At 67.0% G+C, this 26,231-nt stretch carries 22 protein-coding genes; 13 read left to right on the forward strand and 9 right to left on the reverse strand.

The annotated features are described in order from the left end of the window. The first annotated feature begins 63 nt into the window (after positions 1-63). The 13 genes from O6X71_RS14650 to O6X71_RS14710 all read left to right on the forward strand — a co-directional run bounded on the left by O6X71_RS14650 (position 64) and on the right by O6X71_RS14710 (position 13,124). Positions 64-690, forward strand: a complete 627-nt coding sequence (locus O6X71_RS14650) for a hypothetical protein (protein WP_353466474.1) — start codon at positions 64-66, stop codon at positions 688-690. Continuing rightward, positions 687-1,808, forward strand: coding sequence for a hypothetical protein (locus O6X71_RS14655; protein WP_353466475.1), 1,122 nt, complete (start codon positions 687-689; stop codon positions 1,806-1,808). Before O6X71_RS14650 ends, O6X71_RS14655 begins: the two co-directional genes overlap by 4 nt. After that, positions 1,805-2,761, forward strand: coding sequence for an AAA family ATPase (locus tag O6X71_RS14660; protein WP_353466476.1), 957 nt, complete (start codon positions 1,805-1,807; stop codon positions 2,759-2,761). Before O6X71_RS14655 ends, O6X71_RS14660 begins: the two co-directional genes overlap by 4 nt. Then, positions 2,758-4,044, forward strand: a complete 1,287-nt coding sequence (locus O6X71_RS14665) for a DUF58 domain-containing protein (protein WP_353466477.1) — start codon at positions 2,758-2,760, stop codon at positions 4,042-4,044. The genes O6X71_RS14660 and O6X71_RS14665 overlap by 4 nt, the downstream gene beginning before the upstream one ends. Continuing rightward, positions 4,041-5,042: a stage II sporulation protein M gene (locus O6X71_RS14670; RefSeq protein ID WP_353466478.1), complete on the forward strand. Its 1,002-nt coding sequence runs from the start codon at positions 4,041-4,043 to the stop codon at positions 5,040-5,042. Before O6X71_RS14665 ends, O6X71_RS14670 begins: the two co-directional genes overlap by 4 nt. After that, positions 5,035-5,907 carry an RDD family protein gene (locus O6X71_RS14675; RefSeq protein ID WP_353466479.1) on the forward strand — a complete coding sequence of 291 codons (873 nt, stop codon included), beginning with the start codon at positions 5,035-5,037 and terminating at the stop codon, positions 5,905-5,907. Before O6X71_RS14670 ends, O6X71_RS14675 begins: the two co-directional genes overlap by 8 nt. Before the next feature lie 282 nt (positions 5,908-6,189). Further along, positions 6,190-7,374, forward strand: a complete 1,185-nt coding sequence (gene rhmD / locus O6X71_RS14680; protein WP_056065412.1) for an L-rhamnonate dehydratase — start codon at positions 6,190-6,192, stop codon at positions 7,372-7,374. Between the two features lie 43 nt (positions 7,375-7,417). Next, the gene (locus O6X71_RS14685) at positions 7,418-8,275 is read left to right on the forward strand and encodes a fumarylacetoacetate hydrolase family protein (RefSeq protein ID WP_353466480.1); all 858 of its coding nucleotides are present in this window, start codon (positions 7,418-7,420) and stop codon (positions 8,273-8,275) included. Next, a complete protein-coding gene (locus tag O6X71_RS14690) occupies positions 8,272-9,021 on the forward strand; it encodes an SDR family NAD(P)-dependent oxidoreductase (RefSeq protein ID WP_353466481.1) in 750 nt (249 codons plus the stop codon). Before O6X71_RS14685 ends, O6X71_RS14690 begins: the two co-directional genes overlap by 4 nt. 221 nt (positions 9,022-9,242) lie before the next feature. Further along, complete coding sequence (locus O6X71_RS14695; RefSeq protein WP_353466482.1) at positions 9,243-10,145, forward strand: amidohydrolase family protein; 903 nt, start codon at positions 9,243-9,245, stop codon at positions 10,143-10,145. After that, positions 10,142-11,209 carry an L-rhamnose/proton symporter RhaT gene (gene rhaT / locus O6X71_RS14700; protein WP_353466483.1) on the forward strand — a complete coding sequence of 356 codons (1,068 nt, stop codon included), beginning with the start codon at positions 10,142-10,144 and terminating at the stop codon, positions 11,207-11,209. Before O6X71_RS14695 ends, rhaT begins: the two co-directional genes overlap by 4 nt. Further along, complete coding sequence (locus O6X71_RS14705) at positions 11,206-12,288, forward strand: glycoside hydrolase family 43 protein (RefSeq protein ID WP_353466484.1); 1,083 nt, start codon at positions 11,206-11,208, stop codon at positions 12,286-12,288. The genes rhaT and O6X71_RS14705 overlap by 4 nt, the downstream gene beginning before the upstream one ends. Continuing rightward, positions 12,288-13,124: an alpha/beta hydrolase gene (locus tag O6X71_RS14710; protein ID WP_353466485.1), complete on the forward strand. Its 837-nt coding sequence runs from the start codon at positions 12,288-12,290 to the stop codon at positions 13,122-13,124. The genes O6X71_RS14705 and O6X71_RS14710 overlap by 1 nt, the downstream gene beginning before the upstream one ends. Here O6X71_RS14710 and O6X71_RS14715 read toward each other — a convergent pair. The 9 genes from O6X71_RS14715 to O6X71_RS14755 form a co-directional block, all read right to left on the reverse strand. After that, the gene (locus O6X71_RS14715; protein WP_353466486.1) at positions 13,121-14,125 is read right to left on the reverse strand and encodes a glycoside hydrolase family 43; all 1,005 of its coding nucleotides are present in this window, start codon (positions 14,123-14,125) and stop codon (positions 13,121-13,123) included. The genes O6X71_RS14710 and O6X71_RS14715 overlap by 4 nt on opposite strands. After that, positions 14,086-15,630 (reverse strand): MFS transporter, encoded by a 1,545-nt coding sequence (locus O6X71_RS14720; RefSeq protein WP_353466487.1) that lies wholly within the window; start codon positions 15,628-15,630, stop codon positions 14,086-14,088. The genes O6X71_RS14715 and O6X71_RS14720 overlap by 40 nt, the downstream gene beginning before the upstream one ends. Continuing rightward, positions 15,620-18,169 (reverse strand): glycosyl hydrolase 115 family protein, encoded by a 2,550-nt coding sequence (locus tag O6X71_RS14725; protein WP_353466488.1) that lies wholly within the window; start codon positions 18,167-18,169, stop codon positions 15,620-15,622. The genes O6X71_RS14720 and O6X71_RS14725 overlap by 11 nt, the downstream gene beginning before the upstream one ends. Before the next feature lie 14 nt (positions 18,170-18,183). Then, positions 18,184-19,296, reverse strand: a complete 1,113-nt coding sequence (locus tag O6X71_RS14730) for a glycoside hydrolase family 88/105 protein (protein ID WP_136190903.1) — start codon at positions 19,294-19,296, stop codon at positions 18,184-18,186. Continuing rightward, entirely contained in the window at positions 19,297-20,529 is a 1,233-nt protein-coding gene (locus O6X71_RS14735; RefSeq protein ID WP_353466489.1) for a glycosyl hydrolase 53 family protein, read from the reverse strand. Then, positions 20,526-23,549, reverse strand: a complete 3,024-nt coding sequence (locus tag O6X71_RS14740; protein ID WP_353466490.1) for a glycoside hydrolase family 35 protein — start codon at positions 23,547-23,549, stop codon at positions 20,526-20,528. Before O6X71_RS14740 ends, O6X71_RS14735 begins: the two co-directional genes overlap by 4 nt. After that, the gene (locus O6X71_RS14745; protein WP_353466491.1) at positions 23,542-23,856 is read right to left on the reverse strand and encodes an L-rhamnose mutarotase; all 315 of its coding nucleotides are present in this window, start codon (positions 23,854-23,856) and stop codon (positions 23,542-23,544) included. Before O6X71_RS14745 ends, O6X71_RS14740 begins: the two co-directional genes overlap by 8 nt. 73 nt (positions 23,857-23,929) lie before the next feature. Next, a complete protein-coding gene (locus tag O6X71_RS14750; RefSeq protein WP_353466492.1) occupies positions 23,930-25,444 on the reverse strand; it encodes a rhamnogalacturonidase in 1,515 nt (504 codons plus the stop codon). Positions 25,445-25,464: 20 nt separating this feature from the next. Continuing rightward, positions 25,465-26,229, reverse strand: a complete 765-nt coding sequence (locus O6X71_RS14755; RefSeq protein ID WP_353466570.1) for an SDR family NAD(P)-dependent oxidoreductase — start codon at positions 26,227-26,229, stop codon at positions 25,465-25,467. Between the last annotated feature and the right edge of the window lie 2 nt (positions 26,230-26,231).

Raw genomic sequence — 26,231 nt, forward strand, 5'->3', positions numbered from 1 at the left:
GTGCTTGTCCAGCCCGTTCCGCGCGCTTCCCACCGCCGTCGGACATGCTAAGAATGGACGGCGATGGGGCAGGTCACACCACAGCAGGGGGCGGCGCCGGTCGACGCCGACATCGCGTCGGCGTGGGCGCGGACCCGCGCGGATCGGACGATCCAGTTCGACCTGCCAGCGTTCAAGCCGCCTGAAATGCCGCCCTGGCTTCGATGGTTGCTGGAGCACCTCGACGGGATTGGGGCGGTCGGAAAGATCCTGTTCTGGATTGCGTTGTTTGCGGCGGGTGTCGCGCTCGTCGCGCTGATCGTCCGGCTCGTACGACGCTTAAAGTTTCGTAGGTCGACATTTCCCGAGGCCAGCACGTCCTGGCAGCCCGAGGCGGGCGCCGCGCGGGCATTGCTCGCCGAGGCCGATGCGATGGCCGACGCGGGGCACTACGACGCGGCGGCACGGTTGTTACTGCATCGCAGCCTCGAGGATGTCGCACGGCATCGGCCGGCGCTGGTCCGTCCCGCCGCGACGACGCGTGAGATCGGCGGCGCGGACGCGTTTCCCATCGCTGCACGCGGCGCGTTCACGCCGATCGCCGCGGCGGTCGAGCGGAGCCTGTTTGGTGGTCGCGCGCTTGCCCGCGAGGACTGGGACGCGGCGCGTACCGCCTATCGCGACTTCGCGTTGCCCGGGGCCTGGGCATGAGCGCGACGCCGTTTGCGACGTTCGGCACGCGGACGATGGGCATCGTCGTCGCGGTTGCCGTGATCGGCTTTGCCGCGTTCCTGTTGCTGACCGCCTATGCACCCGATCTCCGGCCTGGGCGCGATGGCGGCGGTCATGCGCTGTCGACCTCGGCGGTCGGGTTCAAGGGCGTGGTCGACCTGACGCGGGATACCGGCAGGTCCGTGACGCTGATCCGCGACCCCGCGGCGCTGGGTTCGAATATAGTCATGATCGCCACGCCCGGTGCGGATGTCACGCCAAAGGCGATGCGCGAGTTCCTGGCCGCGCGGGATGGCCGACCGACGCTGATCGTCCTGCCGAAATGGTCGGTGCGACGGCAGACGACCAATCCCGCCTGGGTCGAGCAGTCGGGCATGCTGCCCGAGACCATCTCGATCATGCCGATCCGCGGCTTTGGCTCGATCACAGTCTGTCGCACCGGAACCCGCCAGTACCTGTGCGGGCCGGGTGCCATGCCGGTTCTGCGAACCACGGACGGTGTCGTGCTGGCGCGCATCGGCGTTCGCCCGCTCTGGGTGCTGGCGGACCCCGATGTCCTCGACAATCACGCGCTGGCGACGCTTGCCAGCGCACGGCGAGCGATTGCGGTCCTGGACGCAGTCTCGGCCGGGCCCGACCGTCGGATCGCGTTCGACCTCACGCTCAACGGCTTCGCACGTCGCCCCAATCTGCTCAAGCTCGCGTTCGAGCCGCCCTTCTTCTCGCTGACGCTGTGCCTGTTGGCGGCTGCGGCGCTGGCTGCGTTTCATGCGTCGGTGCGCTTCGGCGTGCCCGAACGCGAGGATCGCGCGCTGGCCCTTGGCAAGCTTGCGCTGGCGGACAACGTCGCCGCATTGCTGCGGCTGGCGAAACGGTCGCATCGCACGGGTGCGGCCTATGCGACCCTGGTTGCCGACGACGTCGCGCATGCGACCGGCACGCGGCTGAGTGGCGAGGCGCTGGTCGCGTATCTCGACGGGCTGGGCGCCACACCGACCTATTCGTCGCTCGCGCGCAACGCCGCCGAGGCGCGTGACGATGTGGAACTGCTTGGCGCCGCGCAGGCGCTACACCGCTGGAAGGAAACGATCACGTGACTATCGATGAGGTCCGGCAGCTCGCCGACGCGATCCGCCGCGAAATCGCGCACGGCGTGGTGGGCCAGGACGATGCCGTCGAACTGATGCTGATCGCGCTGTTCGCGTCGGGTCACATCCTGCTCGAAGGGCCACCGGGCACCGCCAAGACGTTCCTCGCGCAGTGCTTCGCGCGCGCGGTGGGGCTTGATTACGGACGCATCCAGTTCACGCCAGACCTGATGCCGGGAGATATCATCGGCTCGAACCTGTTCAATTTCCAGACCTCGACGTTCAGCCTGACGTGCGGGCCGATCTTCACCGAATTGCTGCTGGCCGACGAGATCAACCGGACGCCGCCCAAGACACAGGCCGCGCTGCTCGAGGCGATGCAGGAGCGGACCGTGACGATCGACGGCACCTCGCACCCGCTCGCGCGGCGCTTTATGGTGGTGGCGACGCAGAACCCGATCGAGAATCAAGGGGTCTATCCGCTGCCCGAGGCGCAGCTCGACCGGTTCCTGTTCAAGCACGAGGTCCGCTATCCCGACCTAGCCGAGGAGCGTCGGATCGTCGCCGCGCACGGCAACCGCTTCGGTACGCCGCGCGCCGCCGATTGGGGTGTCTCGACGGTCGCCGACCGCGCGGCGATCGACGCCGCCTGCGATACGGTCGCGGCGATCCGGGTGGCGGACGAGGTGGTGGACTACGTCGTTGCCCTCGTACGCGCGACACGTGAGGCGGGCGACCTGCAGACCGGCGCGTCGCCCCGTGCCGCGGCGATGCTGGCAGCGGCGGCGCGCGCGAAGGCTGCAATCGAGGGACGTGATTTCGTGCTGCCCGACGACGTGAAGGCGCTCGCCCCCGCCGCGCTGCGCCACCGCGTGACGCTGGCGCCGATCGCCGAAATCGACGGGCGATCGGCGGACACGGTGATCGCCGCGCTGGTGGAGCAGGTCGAGGCGCCGCGTTGATCTATCCGACCAGACGGGCGGTACTGGCGACGGCGAGCGGCGCGCCCGTCGCGCTGCTGGTGTCGGTCGCCTTGCCCTCTGCCTGGGGCGCGGCGCCGTTGTGGGTCGCCGTCGTGCTGGCGCTCGTCGTGATCGACGCGATGCGTGCGCCCGCGGCGCCGGTGTTGCGGGTGACCGCGTCCGGAGCGGTCGGCGTCGGTGCGCCATTGCCGGTAACGCTGGCGCTGGATCGACCGACGCCGGGGGCGGAGGTCGCGCTGGAGACGGGACCGAAACTGGTCGCCGATGACGTCCGACCGATCGTTTTCGACGACATGCTGACCACGACGCGTACCTACCGGACGATCCGTCGCGGCACCGACGGCGTGTCGCGCGCGTGGCTGCGCTGGAGCGGACCGATGGGTCTGGCTTGGCGACAGCGGACGCTGGCGATCGACCACCGGGTCGTGATCACCCCCGACATCCGCGCGGTCCGCGACGAGGGCGCGCTGTTGCTGCGTAGCGCCCAGGCCGGGCAGCTGGCGCGGATCGATCGCGGCGAGGGCAGCGAGTTCGAGGCGCTGACCGAATGGCGATCGGGGATGGATCGGCGCGCGATCGACTGGAAACAGTCCGCGCGCCACCATGTGCTGCTCGCCAAGGACATGCATGTCGAGCGCAACAACCAGATCGTATTCGCGGTCGACGCTGGCCGCGCGATGGCGGATCCGGTCGACGGCGTCCCCCGCGTCGACCGCGCCGTGACCGCCGCGTTGCTGGCCGCGTATGTAGCGCTGAAGCTCGGCGATCGCGTGTCGCTGTTCGGGTTCGACGCGCGCCCGCGGATCGCATCGGGTGCGGTGACGGGCGTGCGCGCGTTCCCGGCGTTGCAGCGCCTCGCGGGAGAACTCGACTACAGCACCGCCGAGACCAACCACACGCTGGGGCTGTCGACTCTCGCCGCAGGGCTGACCCGCCGTGCGCTGGTCGTCATCTTTACCGAGATCACCGACCAGACCGGTGCCGAACTGATGATCCAGGCGGTGAAGCATCTGCTCGCCAGTCACCTCGTGCTGTTCGTGCTGATCGAGGATGCCGAACTCGACGCGCTGGCCGCCGCCGCGCCCGTCGATGTCGACGCGGTGTCGCGCGCGGTCACGGCCGCCGCGCTGCTCCGCGAGCGGCGGCTCGTCATCACCCGGCTCCGCCATCTCGGCATCCACGTCATCGAGGCACGGCACGACCGGATCGGCGCGGCGCTAGTGCGCGCCTATCTCGATTTCAAACGGAGGAACCTGCTGTGAGCACCCGCCTTGCGACCGGTCTCACCGAGACCCGTTTTCGATCCGCGCGCGAGGGCGACTGGCTGCGGCTGGAGGGGCTGCTCGACCGGATCGAGCGCGGCAAGCTGAAGGCATTGTCGGACGACGACCTGTTTGCACTGCCGGTGCTGTACCGCGCCGCGCTGTCGTCGCTGTCGGTCGCGCGCGAGACGTCGCTCGATCGCGACCTCGTCCGCTATCTCGAAGCATTGGCGATGCGCGCCTATTTCGTGACCTATTCGGTGCGGGCACCCTTGCGGGGCCGGATCGTGCGGTTCTTCACGCATGACTGGCCGGCCGCCGTGATGGCCTTGCGCCGCGAACTCGCGGTGTCGGTGCTGCTGATGGTGGCTGGTGCGATCGTCGCGTGGATCCTCGTCGCGCAGGATCCGGCGTGGTTCTACGCGGTCATCCCGCAGGACCTGGCGGGAGGACGCGATCCGACCGCCTCGACCGCGACGCTGCAAAACGCCTTGGGCGGCAACGAGAAAGGGTTTCTCGGCCTGTTCGCGACGTTCCTGTTCACGCACAACGCGCAGGTCGCGATCATGTCGTTCGCGCTCGGCGCCGCGTTCGGCCTGCCGACGCTGCTGTTGATCGTCTATAATGGCTGCATGGTCGGCGCGTTCATGGCGCTCTACGCGAGCCGTGGGCTGGGGTTCGAGATGGCGGGGTGGCTGTCGATTCACGGGACGACGGAACTGTTTGCGATCGCCATCGCCGGTGCGGCCGGTTTGCGGATCGGCATGGCGGTCGCGTTCCCCGGTCGGCTCGACCGGTTGACCGCGGCGACGCGGGCGGGGCAGGTCGCGGGTCTCGCGATGATCGGCGTCGTGCTCATGCTGTTCGTGGCCGGCGGGCTGGAAGGGATCGGGCGGCAGGTGGTCACCGCGACCGCGGGCCGTTTCGCGATCGGCGGCGCCGCGCTGGTGGGATGGCTCGCCTATTTCTTCGGTGCCGGGCGCGCCCGGCATGGCTGAGCGTCCCGCGGATCCACGCTTCGTCCGCAGCTTCGTGACACCCGAGGGCGTCGACCTCCGGCTGGTACTGGGGCAGGGGAGCGAACGCTTGAGCGCCTTCATTCTCGACATGGTGATCATGGGCGGGGGCCTGATCGCATTGAGCATCGTCGTCGCACTCGTGTTCCTCGGCATGGGCGCGATCGTCGCGCAGATCCTGGGCATGATCTGGTTGCTTGGGTTCTTCCTGCTGCGGACGGGGTATTTCATCGGTTTCGAACTCGGTGGCCGCGCGGCGACGCCGGGCAAGCGGATGCTCGGTCTGCGCGTCGTCGCGCGTGATGGCGGCCCGCTGACGGGTGCGGCGATCGTCACCCGCAACGCGTTGCGCGAGCTGGAGATCTTCGTCCCGCTGTCGTTCCTCGCCTATCGCGCCGCGGACAGCCAGGCCGAGCTGTGGACCGGAGTCGCGGGCCTTGCCTGGGCGGGTGTCTTCACCGCCTTCCCATTGTTCAATCGAGACCGAATGCGGGTGGGCGACCTGATCGCCGGAACGTGGGTGGTCCGTACGCCACACCGCAGGCTGGCCCCTCCGGTCGCGACGGCGACTGTCGTACCCGTCGGCCCCGAGTTCGTCTTTACCGCGCAGCAACTCGGTGCGTACGGCGAGTTCGAGCTGCAAACGCTGGCCGACGTGCTGCGCCGGGGTGACGTCGATGCGATGACGATCGTCGCGGGCAGCATACGGCGCAAGATCGGCTGGACCGGCAACCAGCGCGACGACGCGGCGTTCCTCGGCGCGTATTACGAGGCACTGTGCGCCAAGCTCGAACGCGGCCTGCTATTCGGCCAAAGACGCGCCGACAAGACCGAAGCGGGGCGTTGACGGTCCATCGCGACCTCGGACGGGCAACGTCGCCATCGGTCATGACGAACCCCTCAGGCAATTTCATCGTCTCGGAACAAGTCTGCGTTTGACGCAGACATTCTCATCAAGTAATCATTCGTCTCACAAAATGAGATGATGCAAATCATCGGGTGAGACGTGGATATGCTGCGTTGCCGGGTCGAAACAGACCGGGCGGGCGGGACGCGGACATCGTTCGATGGTGTGTGCGACGCGCCTCCGGTGGGGCGCGGGGGATGAGGAGCGTTGAGCGTGGCGATTGTGACTTTGCCGAAGATCAAGCACGTCCGGGCGTTCGTCGTCCGTGGTGGTGGTGCCGATTATCACGACCAGGGCGCGGGGCACTGGATCGACGATCACATCGCGACGCCGATGAGCCGCTATCCCGAGTACCGCCAGTCGCGACAGAGCTTCGGGATCAACGTGCTCGGCACGCTGGTCGTCGAGATCGAGGCGGAGGATGGCACGGTCGGCTTCGCGGTCACCACCGGGGGCGAACCCGCGGCGTTCATCGTCGAGAAGCATCTCGCCCGCTTCCTCGAAGGGCGATCGCCGACCGAGTACGAGAAGATCTGGGACCAGATGTACTTCTCGACGCAATATTACGGCCGCAAGGGGCTGGTCGTGAACGCGATCTCCGGCGTCGATCTCGCGCTGTGGGATCTGCTCGGCAAGCTGCGCCAGGAGCCGGTCTATCACCTGCTCGGCGGTGCGGTGCGCGACGAACTGCAATTCTACGCGACCGGCGCACGGCCCGACGTCGCCAAGGAGCTCGGCTTCATCGGTGGCAAGATGCCGCTCCACCACGGCCCCGCGGAGGGCGCCGAGGGGATGAAGAAGAACATCGCCATGATCGCCGACATGCGCGAGAAATGCGGTCCCGATTTCTGGCTGATGCTCGATTGCTGGATGGCGCTCGACGTCGACTATGCCACGCGGCTCGCGATCGCCGCGCACGAGCATGGCCTGAAGTGGATCGAGGAGGCGATCAGCCCCGACGATTACTGGGGCTATGCCGAACTGAAGCGCAACGTGCCCAAGGGCATGCTGGTCACCACCGGCGAGCACGAGGCGACGCGCTGGGGCTTCCGCATGCTGCTCGAGATGGACTGTTGCGACATCATCCAGCCCGATGTCGGCTGGTGCGGTGGCGTCACCGAACTGCTCAAGATCAGCGCGCTGGCCGATGCGCATGGCAAGATGGTCGTGCCGCACGGGTCGTCGGTCTACAGCTACCACTTCGTCATTACGCGCCACAATTCGCCGTTCGCCGAATTCCTGATGATGCATCCGGGACCGACCGAGGTGGTGCCGATGTTCCATCCGCAGCTGCTCGGCGAGCCCGTGCCGCAGAACGGCCGGATGAAGGCGAGCGCGCTCGATGCGCCGGGGTTCGGCGTCACGCTCAACCCTGAGATCGCGATGCACCGCCCCTACACGCATTGATCCAGTCTCTCTTTTCGCCATTCTCTTTTCCGAAAGTCCCTTCATGAAACTCTGCCGCTACGGCCAACCCGGCCAGGAAAAGCCAGGCATCGTCGATGCCGATGGTGCGATCCGCGACCTGTCGGGCGTGGTCGACGATCTCAGCATCATAACGCTGGCGCGGGCGCTCGCGGCCGATCCCGCGTCGCTGCCGGTCGTCGAGGGTACGCCGCGCTACGGCGTGCCGATAAAGGGCATCGGCAAGATCGTCGCGATCGGCCTCAACTACCGCGATCACGCGATAGAATCCGGCCTGCCGATCCCGACCGAACCGATGATGTTCATGAAGCCGCTGTCCAGCCTCAGCGGCCCGAACGACGACGTCGTCCTGCCGCGCGGTTCGATGCATGGCGACTGGGAGGTCGAGCTCGGCGTGATCATCGGCAAGACCTGCCGTTACGTCTTGGAGGACGAGGCGCTCGACAAGGTCGCGGGCTATGTCCTCGCCAACGACGTGTCGGAGCGCTTCAACCAGAAGCAGCGCGGGTCGCAGTGGAGCAAGGGCAAGGGCCACGACACCTTCTGTCCGGTCGGCCCGTGGCTGGTGACGCCCGACGAGATCGGCAACGCGCAGGACCTCGACATGCATCTCGACGTCAACGGCGCGCGGATGCAGACCGGCAACACGAAGACGATGATCTTCGACCTGAAGCAGCTCATTTCCTACGTCAGCGAATACATCACGCTGTACCCTGGCGACCTGCTGATCACCGGCACGCCGCCGGGCGTCGGCGAGGGCAAGAAGCCCGAGTCGATCTTCCTGAAGGCGGGCGACGTGATGGAACTCGGCATTGGCGGGCTCGGCACGCAGCGCCAGTCGGTCGTCGAATGGCGCCATCTGGGTGAAGGTTCGATCGCATGACGATCTATGGGGGGCGGTTTACCGGTCGCTGCGCGATCGTCACCGGCGGCGCGTCGGGGCTCGGCAAGGATGTCGCCAAGCGGATCGTCGCGGAGGGCGGCAGCGTCGTGCTGTGGGATCTCGATGCCGCCAAGCTCGCGGTCGCGAAGGACGAGGTCGGCGCAGCGCACGTCGTCGCGCTCGACGTGTCCGACGTCGACGCGGTCGTCGCGGCGGCGGACGAGAGCGCGGCCGTGCTCGGCAAGGTCGACATCCTGATCTGTTCGGCCGGAATCACGGGGGCGACCGCACCGGTCCACGAATACCCGCTCGACAGCTGGAAACGTGTCGTCGACATCAATTTGAACGGGCTGTTCTATTGCTGCCGGACGGTCGTGCCGTTGATGCTCGCGAACGGCTATGGCCGCATCGTCAACGTGTCGTCGGTGGCGGGCAAGGAGGGCAATCCCAACGCGTCCGCCTATTCGGCGACCAAGGCCGCGGTGATCGGCCTGACCAAGTCGCTCGGCAAGGAACTCGCGGGCAAGGGCATCATCGCCAACGCGCTGACCCCGGCGACGTTCGAGAGCCCGATCCTCGAGCAGCTTCCGGCGAGCCAGGTCGAGTATATGCGCTCGAAGATCCCGATGGGGCGGCTCGGCGAGATCCCGGAATCGACCGCTATGGTGTGCTTCATGGCGTCGGAGGAGTGCAGCTTCACGACGGCGTCGACCTTCGACACGTCGGGGGGACGGACGACGTTCTAGAGAGTGAGTTCTGTATCCTCCCCCGCCAGGGGGAGGTGGCTGGTACTTGCCAGACGGAGGGGGAGGTAAGGGTAACCTCTGTTCCGTATCCTCCCCCTCCATCGCCTTTGGCGCCACCTCCCCCTGGCGGGGGAGGATCGTTCCGACTGTCATCCCAAATCGCTCAGCCAACGCTGCCCGGCACGAGGCGGTACGGTTCAACAAACCCAGGAGAGAAGGCGATGATCCCGTTCGTCGACGCGCATATCCACCTGTGGGACCTGAGCCACATCCGCTATCCGTGGCTGTCGCCGCCGTTCGCCGATGATGGCCCCAATGGCAGCGTCGAGCCGATCGCGCGCGACTTCGGCATCGCCGACTACCGCGCGGCGCTCGCCCGCTGGAATGTCGTCGGTGCGGTGCATGTCGACGCGGGTGCGGACCCGGTGCAGGCGCTCGACGAGACGCGCTGGCTCGAGGGGATCGCCGCCGAGCACGGCTTGCCCAACGCGATCGTCGCCTTCGCACCGCTGGACGATCCCGACGTCGAGACGCACCTCGCTGCGCAGGCTGCGTTCCCCCATGTTCGGGGTATTCGCCAGATCGTAAACTGGCACGCCGATTCATCTCGCAGCTACACGGCGCGCGACCTCACGCAGGATGCCCAGTGGCAGGCTGGCTACGCGCTGCTGCGTACGCACGCGCTCTCGTTCGACCTGCAATGCTATCCCGCGCAGATGCCCGGCCTTGCGCCGCTGATCGCGCGTCATCCCGACGTTCCGGTCATCATCAACCACCTCGGCATGCCAGTGCTCACCGATCCCGATGGCATAACGGAATGGCGCGACGGCCTGCGCGCGCTCGCGGCGCTGCCGCATGTCGCGATCAAGCTGTCGGGCCTCGGCTTCATCGCGCGCGACTGGACGCCGGAGAGCGTGCGGCCCTTCCTGCTCGAAGCGATCGACCTGTTCGGCACCGAACGCTGCCTGTTCGCCAGCGACGCGCCGACCGACACGCTGTTCGCGCCGATCGATCGCTACCTCGAAACCTATCACGCGCTGGTCGCGGACTTCGCCGAAGACGAACGCCGCGCGCTGTTCGGCGGCAACGCGAACCGGATCTACCGGCTGGGTCTCGACCTGTGAACCCGCTGCTCGGGGTCCTGTATCACTGGCTCGGCGGGCTCGCGTCGGCCAGCTTCTACGTCCCCTATCGCGGGGTGAAGCGCTGGTCGTGGGAGATCTACTGGCTAACCGGCGGTATCGTGTCGTGGCTGGTCGCGCCGTGGTTCTTCGCCAGCCTCCAGACGCAGGACCTGCTCGGTGTGCTCGGTCGTGCACCATCGACTGCGTTCTGGTGGCCGATGCTGTTCGGCGTGCTCTGGGGGTTTGGCGGGCTCGGCTACGGGCTCGTCATGCGGTATCTCGGGCTGTCGCTCGGCATGGCGGTGGTGCTTGGCCTTTGTACCGTGTTCGGCACGCTGATCCCGCCGGCGTTCACGGGCGAGTTCCACGAAAAGCTGATCGCGACCACCTCCGGCAATATCGTCCTCGCCGGCATCGGCCTGACGCTCGCCGGCATCGTCGTCGTCGCGATCGCGGGCGCGATGAAGGATGCGCGGCTGACGCCGGAGCAAAAGCTGGCGGTCGTCGCCGAGTTCGATTTCCGCAAGGGCATCGTCGTCGCGATCGGCGCCGGAATCATGTCCGCGTGCTTCGCGTTCGGGCTGGCCGCGGGCGAACCGATCAAGGCGCTGTCGGCGACCGCGGGCACCGGGCCGCTCTGGACCGGACTTCCCGTACTGTGCCTGATCATGGCCGGCGGGCTCGTCACCAACGGCGCCTGGTGCGCGTGGCTGATCGCGAAGAACCGCAGCGCACCGCAATGGCTCGGCCGCACGGCCGACGGCGCCCGTCCGCCGCTTGTGCGCAACTATGCGCTCAGCGCACTCGCGGGCGTCACCTGGTATTTCCAGTTCTTCTTCTACACGATGGGGGAGAGCCAGATGGGACGCCTCGGCTTCTCAAGCTGGACGCTGCACATGGCGAGCATCATCATTTTCGGCACGCTGTGGGGCTTTGCGTTCCGCGAGTGGAAGGACGCCGGCGCGCGGATCAAGGCGGTGGTCTGGGCGGGCGTCGCGCTGCTCCTGATCGCGACCGTGGTGATCGGCTATGGCAACAGCATCGCGGTGGAGACCGTCGCATGACCCGGATCGCGCACCTGATCGCCGCCAGCCTGCTGGCACTCGCGGGGGCCGCACCCGCAACCCCGCCACGCGAGCCCGACGCACCGCTGGTGATGACCGCGATGCACCTCCACGATCCGTGGATCGTCGCCGACAAGGCCAGCCGCACCTATTACCTCTTTACCCGCAACGAGGTCGCGATGACCGGCGACTCGCGGCTGGGCACGATGATGTATGCGAGCCGTGACCTGAAGCACTGGACCAAGCCCAAGCTGGTGTTCGTGTTGCCCGGCGACGTCTGGGCGAAGGCGGGAAGCTGGGCGCCGGAAGTACACCGCTGGAAGAACCGCTGGTATCTCTTCGCGACGTTCCATGATCCCGCGTCGCCGCTGACGCCCAACGGCAAGCGCGCGACCTATCGTCGCGGCACCGTCCTCGCGGTCGCGGACAAGATCGACGGGCCCTATGCATTGGTCCGGGGCGGCGAGCCGATCGTGTCGAAGGACCAGATGTCGCTCGACGGCACGCTGTACGTCGACCCGAAGGGCAAGCCGTGGCTCGTCTACGCGCATGAATGGTGGCAGACGACGATCGGCACGATGGAAGCGGTGCCGCTGAACGACGACCTGTCCGCGGCGGGCTCGGCGAAGCGGCTGTTCGGTGCGAATGACGCTACGTGGGTGGTCGGCCAGAAGCAGCCCGATGGCGACACGGTCTATGTCACCGACGGCCCGGAACTGTACCGCACCAAGACCGGTGCCCTACTGATGCTGTGGTCGAGCTATGGCAAGAAGGGCTATGTCGAGGGGCAGGCGCGCTCGCGATCGGGCGGCATCGAAGGTCCGTGGGAGCAACTCGGTCCGCTCGTCGAGCGCGACAGCGGCCACGGCATGCTGTTCCGCGCGTTCGACGGGCGACTGATGATGATCCTCCACCGGCCGTTCAACTTCGCACTCGGCAAGCTCTACGAGATGCGCGACGAGGGCGATCGGCTGGCGGTAGTACGCGAGGCGACCGAACTCGACGGCGAGGCGTATCCGACGCATCCCTGCACGCCGGGCCACTCGTCGTTCGACAACGCTAAACCGGGGTGTTCGTGATGCTGGGTGCAGATGATGTGTGGCCACTGTGGGCGGACGAGCCCGCGGTGACGTTCGAGGATCCTTCGGTTGCGGCCGAGGTCGCCGTCGTCACGGCGGTGGACCAGCCGGTGCTGCTCGGGTTCCGTGCCGCCAAGCCCAATGGCCGGGCGATGCTCGTGCTTGGCGGCGGTGGCTACACGCAGTTGATGGCGGGCAGGGAAGGGGTTCAGGTCGCCGCCTGGCTGACGGGGCTCGGCTATCACGCGTTCGTCCTGCTCCACCGCTTCCCCAACGCTGCCCACGGTATCGCCGCACCGCTCGACGACGCGCGCGAGGCTATGCGGTTGATCCGTGGAAGCGGTCTCGCGCCGGCGGGGCTCGGCGTGGTCGGACTATCGTCGGGCGGTCATCTGGCTGCATGCCTCGCCGCGGCGTATCCGGACAAATGGACGGCGCCGGTATCGCGTCATCCCGACGAGCCGACGCGGCCCGACGTGATGGTTATTGGCTATGCCCCGATCTCCACCAACGCGGCGGGACGGACGATCATCGTCGACAAGCCGCCTCTGCCGCCGGTCGAGAAGCAGGCGATGTACGATCGGCTGCAACCCGATGCGCAACTTCTGCCGTCGCCGCCGCCTGCGTTCATCGTCTATGCCGGCAACGATCCCGTCGTCCCGGTCGAGAACGCCCGCCGGCTTTACACGGCGTGGCAGGACTTAGGCGGTGCGGCCGAACTCCACGTCTTCGCCGACGCGCCGCATGGGTTCGCGCTCGATACGCAGGGGTTGCCCGTCTCGATCTGGCCGACGCTGTGCGAAGCGTGGCTGCGGCAGGTCGGTTTTCTCGATTAGCGGCGTGCGAGCCGGATCACGGTCGTCGCGTCGCGGTCCACGGTGAGGATACCGCCTTCCTCCTTCAGTTCGGCGATCTGCAGCACGCTGCGGCGGCGCCATTCGGGATCGCGCGCGGACTGCGGTTCGCCGGACTGCTGGACGAAATAGACGATGTACGCATGATCACCCGCGACGATCACGTCGGGATGCTGCCCCTTGGCGCGATCGGTTTCGTCGCGGCCGGGCGTCGCGAGCAGATAGTCCGGTTGTCGCGTCCAGTGCTCGCCATCCGTCGAGCGCATCGCCAGCAATCCCTTCCACGCGTCGGAGATCAGCCACCAGCGGCCCTTCCAGCGGAACGCCTTCGGTCCCTCGCCGGGCGTATCGACGATCGTGGCCTTCACGCGCCAGTGCACCAGATCGTCGCTGTCGGCGTAGCGGATAGCCTTGTTCAGCCGCTCGTCATTGTACCAGAGTCGATAGCCGCCACCGGGTAGTGCCGCGACGCTCGCATCGATCACCCGGTCGGAGCCAAGCGACAGCCGCTCGCCGCAGGTCCAGCGCTTCAGGTCGCGGGAGGTCAGGTGGACGATGAACCGCGGCGCGTTCCAGTCGCGGAAGATGCCGGGCACGACGGTCAGCCACATATGCCACCGGCCCGCGAGATACTGGACTTCGGGCGCCCACAGCGTCGCGCCGGTGCAGGACGCGGGGATCGCCGCGGTGTCGCCGTAACGCCAGCGCACGCCGTCACGCGAGCGCGCGGTGCCGATCGCGGTACCGTGCACCCAGCGCACGTCCTTCGCGTCGGCCATCGGCAGGTCGGCACGGCGGTTGGTGTAGAACATCACCCATTCGCGGCGGGCGGGGTCGTAGACAGTCGAGGGATCGGCGGCGCCGTCGTGCACCGGATCACGAAACAGCGGCTTCGGCGCAACCGGCGAGGCCGCCCCGGCGAGCAACGCAGCAGCAAGCAGGATCACCGTGTGCCCGCCGCCGCGACGGGGTTGTTGCCCCACAGCTTGTCATAGGACCAGCCCGACAGATCCTCGACCACGCGCGCGTTGTCCGGCGTCGACGGCGTCCGCTCGCCACGCCGCAGATGCTCGATCTCCTCCAGCAGGATCGCATGCGTGGCGGGCGTCAGGCGGAACCGGGTCGACACCAGCACGCCGAACACCAGCATCGCGATCGTCCCCGCGCCTAGCACCGCGACGATCGCGTAGATCGCCTGCGGGCTCTGCGCGGTCGCCTTCGACACGAAGCCCGACGCCTGCATCACCTGCCCGACGAGGATCACCGCCAGCGCCTGGCTCATCTTGCGCACGAACGTCATCACGCCCGCGAACGCGCCCTCGCGACGGCGCCCGGTGACGATCTCGTCGACGTCGGCCATGTAGTTGTACGTCGCCCACGGGATGTAGTTCAGCGCGCCGCGCCCCAACCCGGCGAACACCACCGGCAGCCAGAACAGCGCCGACGTCGCGGTATAGCCCGCCGCGTACATCGCGAGAAAGGTCACCACCCCAATCGCGAAACTCAGCGCCGCGAACCGGTAGGCGGCCGCCGGCGACAGCCGCAGCGCGAAGTTGATCGCGAGCACGACCGCGACGAGTTGGACGATATACGTAACGCCGACCAGGTTCGCGACGATCGCGGTCGATCCGGCGAGCGCGAAGATCACGAAATAGGTGAACGCCGCGTTATAGATGTCCTGGCTGATATAGCCGCCCAGATACATGCCGAGATGGAGGCGGAACGCGCGGATCCGCAACGTCGAGAACAGGTTGCGGTACAGTGCCTTGAACGCCGCGCCGAGCGACGCCTTCTCGACGCCCTGGACCTCGTCGAGTCCCTCGGGCCGCTGCCGCTCCCAGCTGAACGCGTACAGCAGACCCGCGGCACCCATGAACAGACCTGAGAAGATCATGCCCATATACAGATACGTGTCGGGCGAGTCCGGCCCCAGATACGCGATCAGCCAGCCTGGCAGGAACGCCGCCGCGATCGCCGAGCACTGGCCACACAGGATACGCACGCCGGCGAATTTCGCCTTGGTGCGGTAATCGGTCGCCATCTCGGACGCGAACGTCTCGTACGGGATGATCTCCATCGCGTAGACCATCTCGAACAGCACGTACGTCACGAGGTAATACCAGAAGCCTTGCCCTGCGACCCACATGATCGCGAACGACGGCAGCAGCGGGATCGCGGCGAGAATGAAGAACCGCCGCCGTCCGAACTTGCGCCCCAGCCAGCTTCGCCCGAGATTGTCCGACAGGTGGCCGATCGTCGGGCTGGTGAACGCATCGAGCACGCGCGCGACGCCGAAGATGATCGTCGCCTGCGCCGCGGACAGGCCGCAGAAGCTGGTATAGAAGATCAGAATCCACGTGCTGATGACCGCCATCGACCCCGCGCCGAGCACGTCGTTCGATCCGTAGGCGAGCAGATTATACCAGCGTACCGGACGGGCGGGCGCGAGCGGCATTGCCGGACGGGCGGCGATCGGATCAGTGGCCATGCGAAAGTCCTTGGGTACCGGCGTTGGCTGGAGATGAGGCAGGAAGCGGATCGAAGCGCAGCGCGTCGAACACGATCGCCGGGTCGTCGATCCCGATCGTCACACTGTGACGTCCGGCCGCGAGCGGTGTCGGCAGCGCAAGATCGAGACGGTTGTCGAGCACCGCGAGCGCCCATGCCCGATCACCGGTCTTGCGCGGAACACCGACGCGCACGGGCGTCCCGCCGTCGATCGCGACCGATACCGCGAGGTCGGCGCCTTCGGTCGTAGGATAGGTCGGCAAGATTTCCGCTGCGAGCTGCCAGCGACCAGGCGGGAGCGTGACACTATACGACAGCGTTGCCGGCGCCGCCGCGGCTACCGCCGCACCGTTGCGGCCGAGGCCGTCGACCACGCGCCAGCCATTGCGTGGACCTTCTGCCTCTTCCGCCTCGATCACGATCGTTGCCGTTGGCAAAACCTCCCGGTTCCCCGGCGAAGGCCGGGGTCCAGTTGGAACGACTGAGGTAATGGAGGGCGGCGCGATCTCACCAGGGACCTTCCAACTGGGCCCCGGCCTCCGCCGGGGAGGTGCAGTTGGGGCGGGCAGGATTGGAACCGACAAGCGGTAACGGCGCCATTGCCCGTCGGCGGGTTCGACCGCCATCATCCCCCACCACTTCCCGCCCGCGATCTCATTATTGTAGCGGCGCGTCAGAACGGTGATTTCCGCATCCGCTGCGCGCGAACGCTCGCCAGCGACTGCCGCACCAACCGGATCGGTGTCGCGCAGGCGGTCATGCGCCTCGGCATCGAACACGCGCGTGTTGGCGAGCGCGGCCGCGGTCACCGGATAGTCGACCAGTTCGAAGAACGCGTCGCGTCGGTTGGGCGCAACGCGCGGCGCGATCGAGCGGACGCGCGCGCGCAACGTATCGAAGGCGGCGAGGCGGGTTGCGATGTCGGCAGGGGCAAGCGGGCTCGGCTTCGAGAGTTCGCCGGGCAGCCACCATTGCAGATGCTCGGGCCGGCGCTGGAAATTTAGCCGGTGATGCTCGGCCATGATCGCGGCGATCTCCGACGCGACATCGGTGCCGACCGTGCCCGCCGCCCAGTCCGTGACGACGGTATCGATCGGTTTGCCGCGCGTGCCCGGTACGTCCCACGCAAGCTGCAGGAAATAATCGGTCGCGAGTTCCGCGGGCTTGAGGTCGCCGACATTGGCGACCCACATCCGCCGTGCACCCGCATCCCAGGCACGTCCCAGTTCCTCGCGGATCAGCGCGGGCGGGGTGGTCGACAGCCAGAGATACGACAGCGGCGCGCCAAGATAGGACAAGTGATAATAGATGCCCGACCCGCCCGACCGCGCGCGCTCGGCGGCATCGGGGACGTGACGGATATAGCCGAAATTATCATCGGGCCACATCAGCGTGACGTCGTCGGGTACCTTCAGCCCGCTGCGATATACATCGAGCACTTCCTTGTACGGCGTGAAGACCTGAGGAACGCGCGCCAGATCCCCGTTCACGCCGCGCGCCAGCATCGCGCGCTGATCGGTGAATATGTGTTCGAGCAACGATCGGCGCGCATCGTCGGTGGTCGGGCCGACGATCCCGCTGTCGTGAATGCCGCGCATCCCGAGCGTCCAGACGCTCTCGTACTGGCCGTTCGCCCTGACGCGCGTGCGCCAATAGTCCGCGACGCGGGCGGGGTTGGTCACATAGTTGAACTCGGCCGCCGGTGCCGTCCATTCGCCGACATTGTTGCGCAGCATCGGTTCGGCATGGCTCGATCCCATGACGATCGCATAGCGGTCGGCAAGGCGCGCATTCTCGGGGTTCGCGTTGAACGGCGCGGTGACCTTGTGCATCGCCGGCCAAACCATGTTCGCCTTCAGCCGCAGCATGAGCTCGAACAGTTTCGCGTAGGTCTTCGGCCCGATCGTCCCGGCCTCGGGCTCGAAAGTGCCTGAGGCCCAAGGTTGCAGCCCCCAATCCTCGTCGTTGAGGAATATCCCTCGATACTGGACCGACGGCGGCCCGTAGCAGTGGAGACCGGTCGCCGCATAAATCGCGGCGTGATGCTCGGGCGTGACGTCGGCCCACCAATGCCACGGCGACACGCCGATCGCGCGCGACAGCTCGTACGCGCCGAACGCCGTTCCGCGACGATCGCTGCCGACGATCACCAGCGCTGCGGGGATACCGGGTGCGGGGTTGGCGACGGTGGCGATCACGAAGCTCTCCCACGCGCCGCGCAGTTTCGAGACGTCGAGTATGCCACGCCGGACCAGCCGGTCGATCGCGGGGTTGCGACCGAGCGTGCCGAGCCAGATCTGCGTGCCGTTGGCGGTCGTGGCACCGGTCACGCGCCGGATGTCGCTCGTCAGGTCGGCGGCGGCGATCCGGACGACCTCGTGGTCACCCGGCGCCGTCACTAGGCGCGCCATGCCTTGCGCGTCCGCCAGTGCGAGACCCGCCCCGGGCGCGAACGACACGAGACGTGCGACCGGCTCGGCCGAGGCTGGCGCCCCGAGCCATAGCGCGGCCGCGAACAAGGCACGCCGCAGGGTCAGATATAGGTCCGCAGGAACTCGGCGAGCGCGACCATCGCGAGGCTCTGACCGTACGGCATCGAGGTGAGCGCGATGTCCTTGTAGAATTGCTGCGTGTCGCCCATCGCGGTGCCGAAGCTGACCTGCTTCAGTTCGCCGGCCTCGTCGATATTGGCGAGCACGCCCTGCACGGCCTTGATCCCGACCGCCTCGTAATGGCGCGGCAGATAGCCCTTCCGGACGCCCTTCAGGATGCCATAGGCGAAGCCCGCGGTCGCCGATGCCTCGAGATAGCTGGTCGGGTCCATCACCAGCGTGTGCCACAGGCCGCTCTCGTCCTGCGTCTCGGCGAGCGTCTTCACCTGCGCTGCGAGCGTATCGATCAGGAAGGTGCGGAACGCGTCGCCCACCGGAAGGTCGAGGATCTCGATGATCTCCGGGATCGCGATCGTCACCCAGCAATTGCCGCGCGCCCAAAGCGCCTCGGCGAAGTTATGCCGCCCGTTGAAGTCCCAGCCGTGGAACCAGAGCCCGGTCTTCTTGTCGAACAGGTATTTGATATGGACGAGGAACTGCCGCTTGGCTTCCTCGACATAGTGCGGGCGGTTCAGCAGCAGGCCGATCTTGGCGAGCGGCAACACCGACATCATCAGCGTGTCGTCCCACATCTCGCCCGGATTCTCGTCATTGTAGACGATGTGCTGGAACCCGCCCTCCTCGGTCTTGGGCAGTCCGTCCGGCGCCATCAGCCACTCGGCCCAGGTGTCGAGATAGGGGATGTAGCGCGGGTCAGGCTCGCGCTCGTAGAGATAGGCGAGCGTGATGAACGGCGCGACGGTGTTGATGTTCTTGGTCGGCGTGCCCTCGGCGAAGCGATCCTCGAACCACTGCTTGATGATCGCCAGCGCGCCTGCGTCGCCGGTCTGCTCGTAATAGCGCCACATCCCGAACAGGCCGACGCCGTGGGTCCATTCCCAGCCGGCCCAGCCCTTGGTGTCGATGACACGGCCGTCTTCGAGGCGCAGCAGGAACTCGCCGGTCTCGTCCTTGATGTTGACGAGGTTGTCCATCAGCTTGGCGATCGCGGCGGTCACGTCCGCGCGCGGTACGTTATGGGTGAGGGCAGCCACTTATAGTCTCCTGTTGGGACGCGCAGGGCTGAGCCCGTAGTCGCGCGCCATCGTCCGATAAAGGGTGAGAAATTCGGGGTCCGCGTCGTAACGGCCGCCATGACCGGTCGACGGCGTCGTGCCGTTCGGTGGTGTCGGTGCGGTTGGTGTCGTCACGGCGCCGGGTGCTTCGGCGGCGTTGATTCCCTGCGAGAGGAGGTCGGGCTTGGGGCCTTCGCCGGCGGGCGTGCCGTTGTGCGTGAAGATGGCTTCCTGGTGCCGCGTCGGCTCCCAGATGAAGCTGCCCCAGCCGTGCGGCTGCGCGTGGACGAGGTCGTTCACGTAGCGTTTGCGCGAAGAATATTCGAGCGCGAGAAAGCCGTGATCGGGATAGGCTTTGGCGAACTCGGTAAAGGTTCGCGCCCAGTCGCCCTGCGCCTGTTGCTGGTAACAGGAGAAGCCGGTGGCATCGAATTTGACGCCGCGCTGGAGCAGATTGTCCATCCAGTAGCGGACGATCGGCCAATGCCGCCCGAGATGATTGTGCACCGCGACCTTCGCGTCGGGGAGCGCCTCGCGAGTGCCGGCGATTCCTGCCTTCAACAGCATCGCGAACCGGTCGTACCCGCCGGCGCCGGGCACGTTCATGTGCACCGCATCGGTCTGCGGATTACCGGTAGGGATGGTCAGCGGCACGCGTCCGTCGGGCCAGAGCATACCGAAGGTCGTCTCGTTGCCGATCACGATCAGGTCGGGGGCGGCGCCCGCGCGCTTCATCGCCGACAGCGCGTCGACGGTATGGCGGTGGACTGCCTCGACCAGTTGCGGGAACGTGAGCGCAGCCCAGGCGGCGGGCTTGTCCTGATGCTGCGGGTCGGCCCAGGTGTCCGAATAATGCAGCGTCAGCGGCAGGTGGAAACCGGCGGCCTTGATCCGCTTGGCGAACGCGATCGTGCGCGGCAGGTCGCACCACGGCCCGCCCGGCTTGCCACTCGAATACCCCTTCGCAGGATCGACGAAAAGCCGCAGCTTGATCGCGTTGAATCCCGCATCGCGCAGGATTGCGAGCGGGTCCTTGGCGACACCGTTCTCAAGATACGTCGCGCCGGCGAACTCGTCCTCGGGGATCCACGAGACGTCCGCGCCGATCAGATAGGGCCATGGCCTTGCGCCGCTTGCGACCTTTGCGGCTGGTGCGATGCTGGCGAGACAGGCCGCCCCAGCGCCCGCGCCAAATGTTCTGCGCGTGATCATTTGGCGGAGCCCAGCCGGTCGGGTGCCACGACCATCCGCACCGGCACGCCGCCCTTGACGTTGCGCATCGTCACCAGGCGGACCTGCTCGATCGCATCGCCGGGCGCGCCGTCGGACGTGACTGCGAGCGCGACGGTGTTCGCCCCGTGGTGGTTGAGGATGCCCTCGGGGATCGGGAACACGCGCTGCGGACCGACATGCGCGATGAATTGGCCCATGTTCCAGCCGTTGACGAACAACAGCGCACGGTAGCGGGCGACCGAGCGCGGCGTCGTCGTGTCGCCGAACGCGAGCGCGATCGTGGTGTCCTGGCCCTTCGGCACCGCGAGGTCGAAGCGTGTGCGGTACCAGGTCGTGCCGGGCGTCGCCGTGGTGGCGGGGATGGTCGCTGAGGCCCAGGCCTTGTCGTCGAAGCCGGGCAGGTGCCAGCCGATCCGTTCGCCATATTGGCCGCCGTTGTTGGCGGGGCCGCGCGCCGGATCGGGGAGGTCCTCGCCGCCGAGCTTGCCCTGGATCTTCCACGCGATCGGTATGCCGAAGCTGCGCCCGCCCGGCGCTTCGATCGATGCGGAAACCAGCCCGCGCGCTTCCTTGTGATAATCGTCGGAATCGAGGTCCCAATTATGCCCGTTGTTGCGCACCATCACGCTGACGACATGCTCGCCAGCGGCTTGTGCGGAGGCGGGCAGGTCGAACCGTGCGAGCCCGGTCGTGATCGGCCGCGGCAGTCCGCTCGGCAGCTCATTCTGGCCAACGAACTGGCCATCGACCCAGACCTGTACCATCCCCGACCCCCCCGCGCCGTAAAACAGCGCGATCTGCTTCGCATCGGGCGTGCCGGTGAAGCGGCCGCGATACCAGACGTCGCCGTCGTGAAATCCGTAGGAGTCCATCGTCAGGTTCAGTTGGCCATCGGGCTTCGCGGTCGTCGTCGCGCTGCCGCGTCCGTCGATCGCCTGCCAGCTGCTGTCGTCGAAGCCGGGTGCGGCTTCGGGGGAGCCCTGCGCCGTTCGCCACCCGGTCAATACTGGCAGCACGACGGGCGCTGGACCCGGCAATGCCGTCGTCGCGCTTCGGCTACCGATCGCGGTCGTCTTCGTCGCAACCGCCGTCCCGTTCCACCGCACCGACCGTAGCGCGGCAGGAGCCCAGATTTCTAGCGACGTCGTCTCGTCAGTATCGCCGGTCAGCGCCAGCGTGCCGCCGGTCGCCTTGGTCGAACGCAGCAACGCGGGCCCACGCACGAGCACCGCGTCGCTACCCCGCCAATAGCGTACCGCCTCGGCCTCGTCGGCGAGGATCAGCGTGAGGGCAGGACGCCCGCCGCCGGTGATCCGCACCACCGCGCGCCCGGCATGCGTATAATCGAGCCGGAGATCGCCCTTCGCTGCGTCGAACGCGCTGGTGGCGGTGCCTTCGAGCAGTGTCACCGTCGGTGCGGACGCATAGCGCAACACTGTCTCGCCGGTCTCTCCAGCGCGACCGTACAGCAGCATCACGTCGCCGCGATCGATCGTCAGCGCGGCTTGCAATTCGGACGTCGAATAGACCAGCCGTTGCCCGCCGAGATTAACCCCCGCAACCAGCCATTTCGCGTCGAACCCGTTCAGCCGCATCGGTTCCGCCTGCGGGAAGGTGTAGCGCCCGTCCGGCAGGTCGGCGGTGATCGTGAAGCGGTCGTCGGTCTGTCCGTTGGACGGCTTGTGCGTGACCATCAGGAAGCGTGCATCGCTCTCCGGACTGCGGTTGTGATACGCCTGCACGTTCGGCGACGACACCTTTACCGGCGCGGCGGGGACCATGCCCGCTAGGTCAGGCACGGCGGCGATCAGCCCGCCGAGCTGTTTCATCTCCTCCGCCTTGCTCCGAAGCTCGCGCGCTTCGGAGATCGCCGAACCGTAATCGTAGCTCGTGAACACGACGGGGGCGGGGAGCCAGCCCCAGCTCGTGCCGCCATAGCCCATGTAGAAGCTCTGGATGTCTATGCCGTTCGCCAGATTGGTGCCGTAGAACACGCGCTGGAACCGCTTGCCGCGCTGGACGGCGTTGCATTCGTAGCCGCCGTTCGAGCCCCAATAGTCGAACCAGCCGCCACCGAATTCGGCGAGGAAAGCCGGCGTATCGGGCGAGGCGGACGCGCCGCCCTTTGCACCGCCGGGACCGTAGAATCCCCAGTCGGGTGCCGCCACGCCGCGCGTCGGCTTGCCCGCGACGGTGCAGGTGCCACCGGGATAACCGTCGAACGCGTAGAGATCGCCCGGCCCCTGCACGACGTTCGCGACGGTCGAGGACTCGGGGACCCAATATCCGTTGCGACCCTGGTCGTTGTGGAACAGCGGCACGGTAATGCCGTCCGCACGCGCCTTGGCGTAGAGATGGTCCATGTAGCGGCGCTGTGCGGGCGTGGTCAGCGCCAGTTCGTTCTCGATCTGGTGCAGGATGACAGTGCCACTATGGCCCTTGCCGTCACCGTTGATCTGGTGCCGAGCGATGATCGCGTTGACGTGGGTGAGCCACTCATCGACTGCCGCGAGATACGCCGGGTCGTCGGTTCTTGCCCGCGCCTTCTGGTTGACCAGCCAGCCCGGAAACCCGCCGCGCGACAGCTCCGCGTTCACATACGGGCCGGCGCGGGTGATGACATAAAGCCCTTCTTCCTGCGCCATCGCCAGCACGCGCTCGACGTCGCGGATGCCGGTGAAGTCGTACACGCCCTGTTTGGGGCTGTGATACCCCCAGTCGAAATAGAGCGCGACGGTGTTGAACCCGCTCGCCTTCATCTTCTGCAATATATCGCGCCACAGATCGGGGCTGGGCAGGCGGAACGGGTGAAATTCGCTCGACCAGATCACCTGACGCTTGCCGTCGATCATCAGCGACCGTGCATCGTACGACACGCGGCCGAATGTCTTGACCGGCGCGGCGAGGTTCTGCGTCGGGCGTGCGACCTGCGCCGTCGCGGTGACCGGCGTCAGCGCGGTGGCGAGCGCCAGCGCGATCAGACGTGTGCGATCAATCATGATGGAAGATCAGCGGGAGCGACCATTCCTTCGGGCGGTTGTTATCCTCAACCTCCATCAGCGGCGCCATGTGATCCCACCAGCGTTTCATCACCGGGTGATCGGGGAGGGCATCGCGGGTGTTCGGTTCGGCGAGCTTCAGGACGGCGAACAGCGAGAGCGTCGCCTCGTCGAGGAAGATCGAATAGTCATGGATGCCACTTTCGGTCAGCAGCGCGGAAAGCTCGGGCCAGATTGCGTCGTGGCGCTTGCGGTATTCATCGACCACGCCGGGCTTGAGCTGCATCCTGAACGCATGGATCGACATCGCACCCTCCCAATCCACTATGTGGTATTGCTATGTACGATTTGGTAAAGCCGTTCGGCGCTTAGGTCAAACGCTAACCGCGCCAGAGCGGCGTCCGCGTCACCGAAAGTCCAGCGGCGTCCTCGATCACGAAGGGCGGGCGGGCATCGGGGCTGGTAGTGGCCAGATCGAGGCAGTCGATCACGAGGCCCTTCGCGTGCCGGACCCACAAGCCCCAGGCGGGGAGCACACCGAACATGCTCGGCTCCGGATAGGCGCCCGCGAGGTCTTCAGGCCTGCGTGCGGCATCTTCGGAAGTGCCGCCGCCGCGATAGGACAGATGGATGCGGGATAGCGTGACGTCCTCGACCGGATGGCCGGGAAGCCCCGCGATCGCTGTGGCGAAGCGGTGGTCGATCCCGGTGGCATCGATGTAGCTCAGTGTCACGCGTCGGATCGTGCCGATACTGGTTCCCGCCGGGCCCCGCCGCCGATCGCCGATCCGCAGGAACAGCGGCGCGGTGGTCACGTCGCGCATCGTGATGCGGCGCACGACGACGTCCTCCATGACGCCGCCGTCGACCGTCTCCAGTGCGAGCCCGCGGCAGTGCGTGAAGCTGCAACACTCGATCAGGATGCGCCGGTATCCGCCGTTGCTCTCGGTCCCGAGCTTGATCCGCCCCGTCACGCGGTCGCGGTCGGGCGCGAGCAGTTGCGTCGTCCGCCGCGTGCCGTCGAACATCGTCCCGAGGTCGTAACCCGAGACGGCGCAATGCCGCACGGTCACGTCCTCCGAAGCAACCGCGCGGCCGAGCGCAAAACTGCTCTTGATGACGATCGCGTCGTCGTTGGGCGTGTTGACGCGGCACCGCTCGACGATCGTACGCTGGACGCAATCGAGGTCGATCCCGTCGCGATCGGTGTCGATTGTCAAGTCGTGGATGTGCAGGTCGCGCGTGCCCGTCGCGAGGATCGCAAAATGCCCGCATTTGAGCATCGAGAAACCGGACAGGCGGATATTGCGGCCGTTCCGGAACGCGATCGCCTTGTTGCCAAGGCCGTTCATGCGCGCGGCATCGGGTTCGAGCCGGGCGATCTCGACCGCGCTCATCTGGCGCATCGACAGCGGTCGCTCGCCCGTCTGCGCCTTCCACCGCGCACCGGGACCGTCGCGTGTCAGCCCGAGCCCGTGGATCAGGCCGGGGCCGATCATCGCGACGTTCTCGACATCCTCGCCCCAGAACAGGCTGTTCCGCCAATGGCTGTGGCCGAAATCCTGGTACAGTTGCTCGCCATTGTCCTCAGGCAGGTCGTAGCGTCCGGCATGGCGCGCCGGATCGGCCGCCTCGATCACCGCGCCCTTGGCAAGCTGGATCGTCACGTGGCTCAGCAGCCGGATCGAGAAACACAGGTACCGTCCCGCGGGGATCAGCACCGTCCCGCCGCCTTGCCGCGCGGCGGTAGCGATCGCCGCATTGATCGCGCCGCTATCGATCGCGCGCCCATCGCCGCGCGCGCCGAGTTTGCGCACGTCGATCACCATCGCGGCATGCGCAGGGAAGGGAAGCAGCGCCGCGCCGATCCCCAACCCGACGTCGCGGCGAGTCATGTGCGAGGCGTCGAACGCGCTTATTGCAGGTTCACGTACATGCCGCCGTCGACCAGCAGCGAGGCCCCGGTGACGTATTGCGCGAGATCAGAAGCCAGGAACACCGTCGGCCCGACCAGATCGTCGGGCTTGCCCAGCCGGCCCAGCGGAATGCGCTTTTCCATGTACGACCGCTTGCCCTCGTCGGCGAGATCGTCCTTGTTGATGTCCGTCAGGATCGTGCCTGGGAACAGCGAGTTGCAACGAATACCGTGCTTGCCGAGCGCGATCGCGACCGACTGCATCAGCGAATGCAGCCCAGCCTTGGTCGGCGTGTAATGCGTTTGGTACTCGCCGCCGACCAAAGCCGAGATCGACGACATCGCGATGATCGACCCGCCGTCGCCCTGCTTCACCATCTGGTTCGCCGCGGCCTGCACCATGTAATAGGCGCCGTGGAGGTTGACGCGCATGGTCCGCTCGAACGTCTCTACCGGCATGTCCAGGAACGCGTGGAACGGGCAGATCCCGGCGTTGTTGACGAACACGTCGACCCGACCCAGCGCCGCTACGGCCTTGTCGATGAAGTCGCGCGCGGTATCCGGATCAGCGACGTCGCCCTGGATCGCGACGGCTTTCCGACCGAGCGCCTCGATCTCCGCGACCGCGCTCTCGGCACCGGCCACGTCGCGCGCGAAATTCAGCGCGACGTCCGCGCCATGTCGTGCGCAGCCGATCGCGACCGCCCGGCCGATCCCCGCCGATGCGCCGGTCACCAGCACGGTCTTGCCTTCGAGCAACATTATTT

The sequence above is a fragment of the Sphingomonas faeni genome (genome assembly GCF_040407505.1).
GTDB lineage: Bacteria > Pseudomonadota > Alphaproteobacteria > Sphingomonadales > Sphingomonadaceae > Sphingomonas > Sphingomonas faeni_E.

Bases quoted from the DNA above. Each gene is read 5' to 3' on its own strand.
- O6X71_RS14650 (WP_353466474.1), top strand. From the start codon at position 64: ATGGGGCAGGTCACACCACAGCAGGGGGCGGCGCCGGTCGACGCCGAC.
- O6X71_RS14655 (WP_353466475.1), top strand. From the start codon at position 687: ATGAGCGCGACGCCGTTTGCGACGTTCGGCACGCGGACGATGGGCATC.
- O6X71_RS14675 (WP_353466479.1), top strand. From the start codon at position 5,035: ATGGCTGAGCGTCCCGCGGATCCACGCTTCGTCCGCAGCTTCGTGACA.
- O6X71_RS14685 (WP_353466480.1), top strand. From the start codon at position 7,418: ATGAAACTCTGCCGCTACGGCCAACCCGGCCAGGAAAAGCCAGGCATC.
- O6X71_RS14690 (WP_353466481.1), top strand. From the start codon at position 8,272: ATGACGATCTATGGGGGGCGGTTTACCGGTCGCTGCGCGATCGTCACC.
- O6X71_RS14695 (WP_353466482.1), top strand. From the start codon at position 9,243: ATGATCCCGTTCGTCGACGCGCATATCCACCTGTGGGACCTGAGCCAC.
- O6X71_RS14705 (WP_353466484.1), top strand. From the start codon at position 11,206: ATGACCCGGATCGCGCACCTGATCGCCGCCAGCCTGCTGGCACTCGCG.
- O6X71_RS14710 (WP_353466485.1), top strand. From the start codon at position 12,288: ATGCTGGGTGCAGATGATGTGTGGCCACTGTGGGCGGACGAGCCCGCG.
- O6X71_RS14720 (WP_353466487.1), bottom strand. From the start codon at position 15,630: ATGGCCACTGATCCGATCGCCGCCCGTCCGGCAATGCCGCTCGCGCCC.
- O6X71_RS14735 (WP_353466489.1), bottom strand. From the start codon at position 20,529: ATGATCACGCGCAGAACATTTGGCGCGGGCGCTGGGGCGGCCTGTCTC.
- O6X71_RS14740 (WP_353466490.1), bottom strand. From the start codon at position 23,549: ATGATTGATCGCACACGTCTGATCGCGCTGGCGCTCGCCACCGCGCTG.
- O6X71_RS14745 (WP_353466491.1), bottom strand. From the start codon at position 23,856: ATGTCGATCCATGCGTTCAGGATGCAGCTCAAGCCCGGCGTGGTCGAT.
- O6X71_RS14750 (WP_353466492.1), bottom strand. From the start codon at position 25,444: ATGACTCGCCGCGACGTCGGGTTGGGGATCGGCGCGGCGCTGCTTCCC.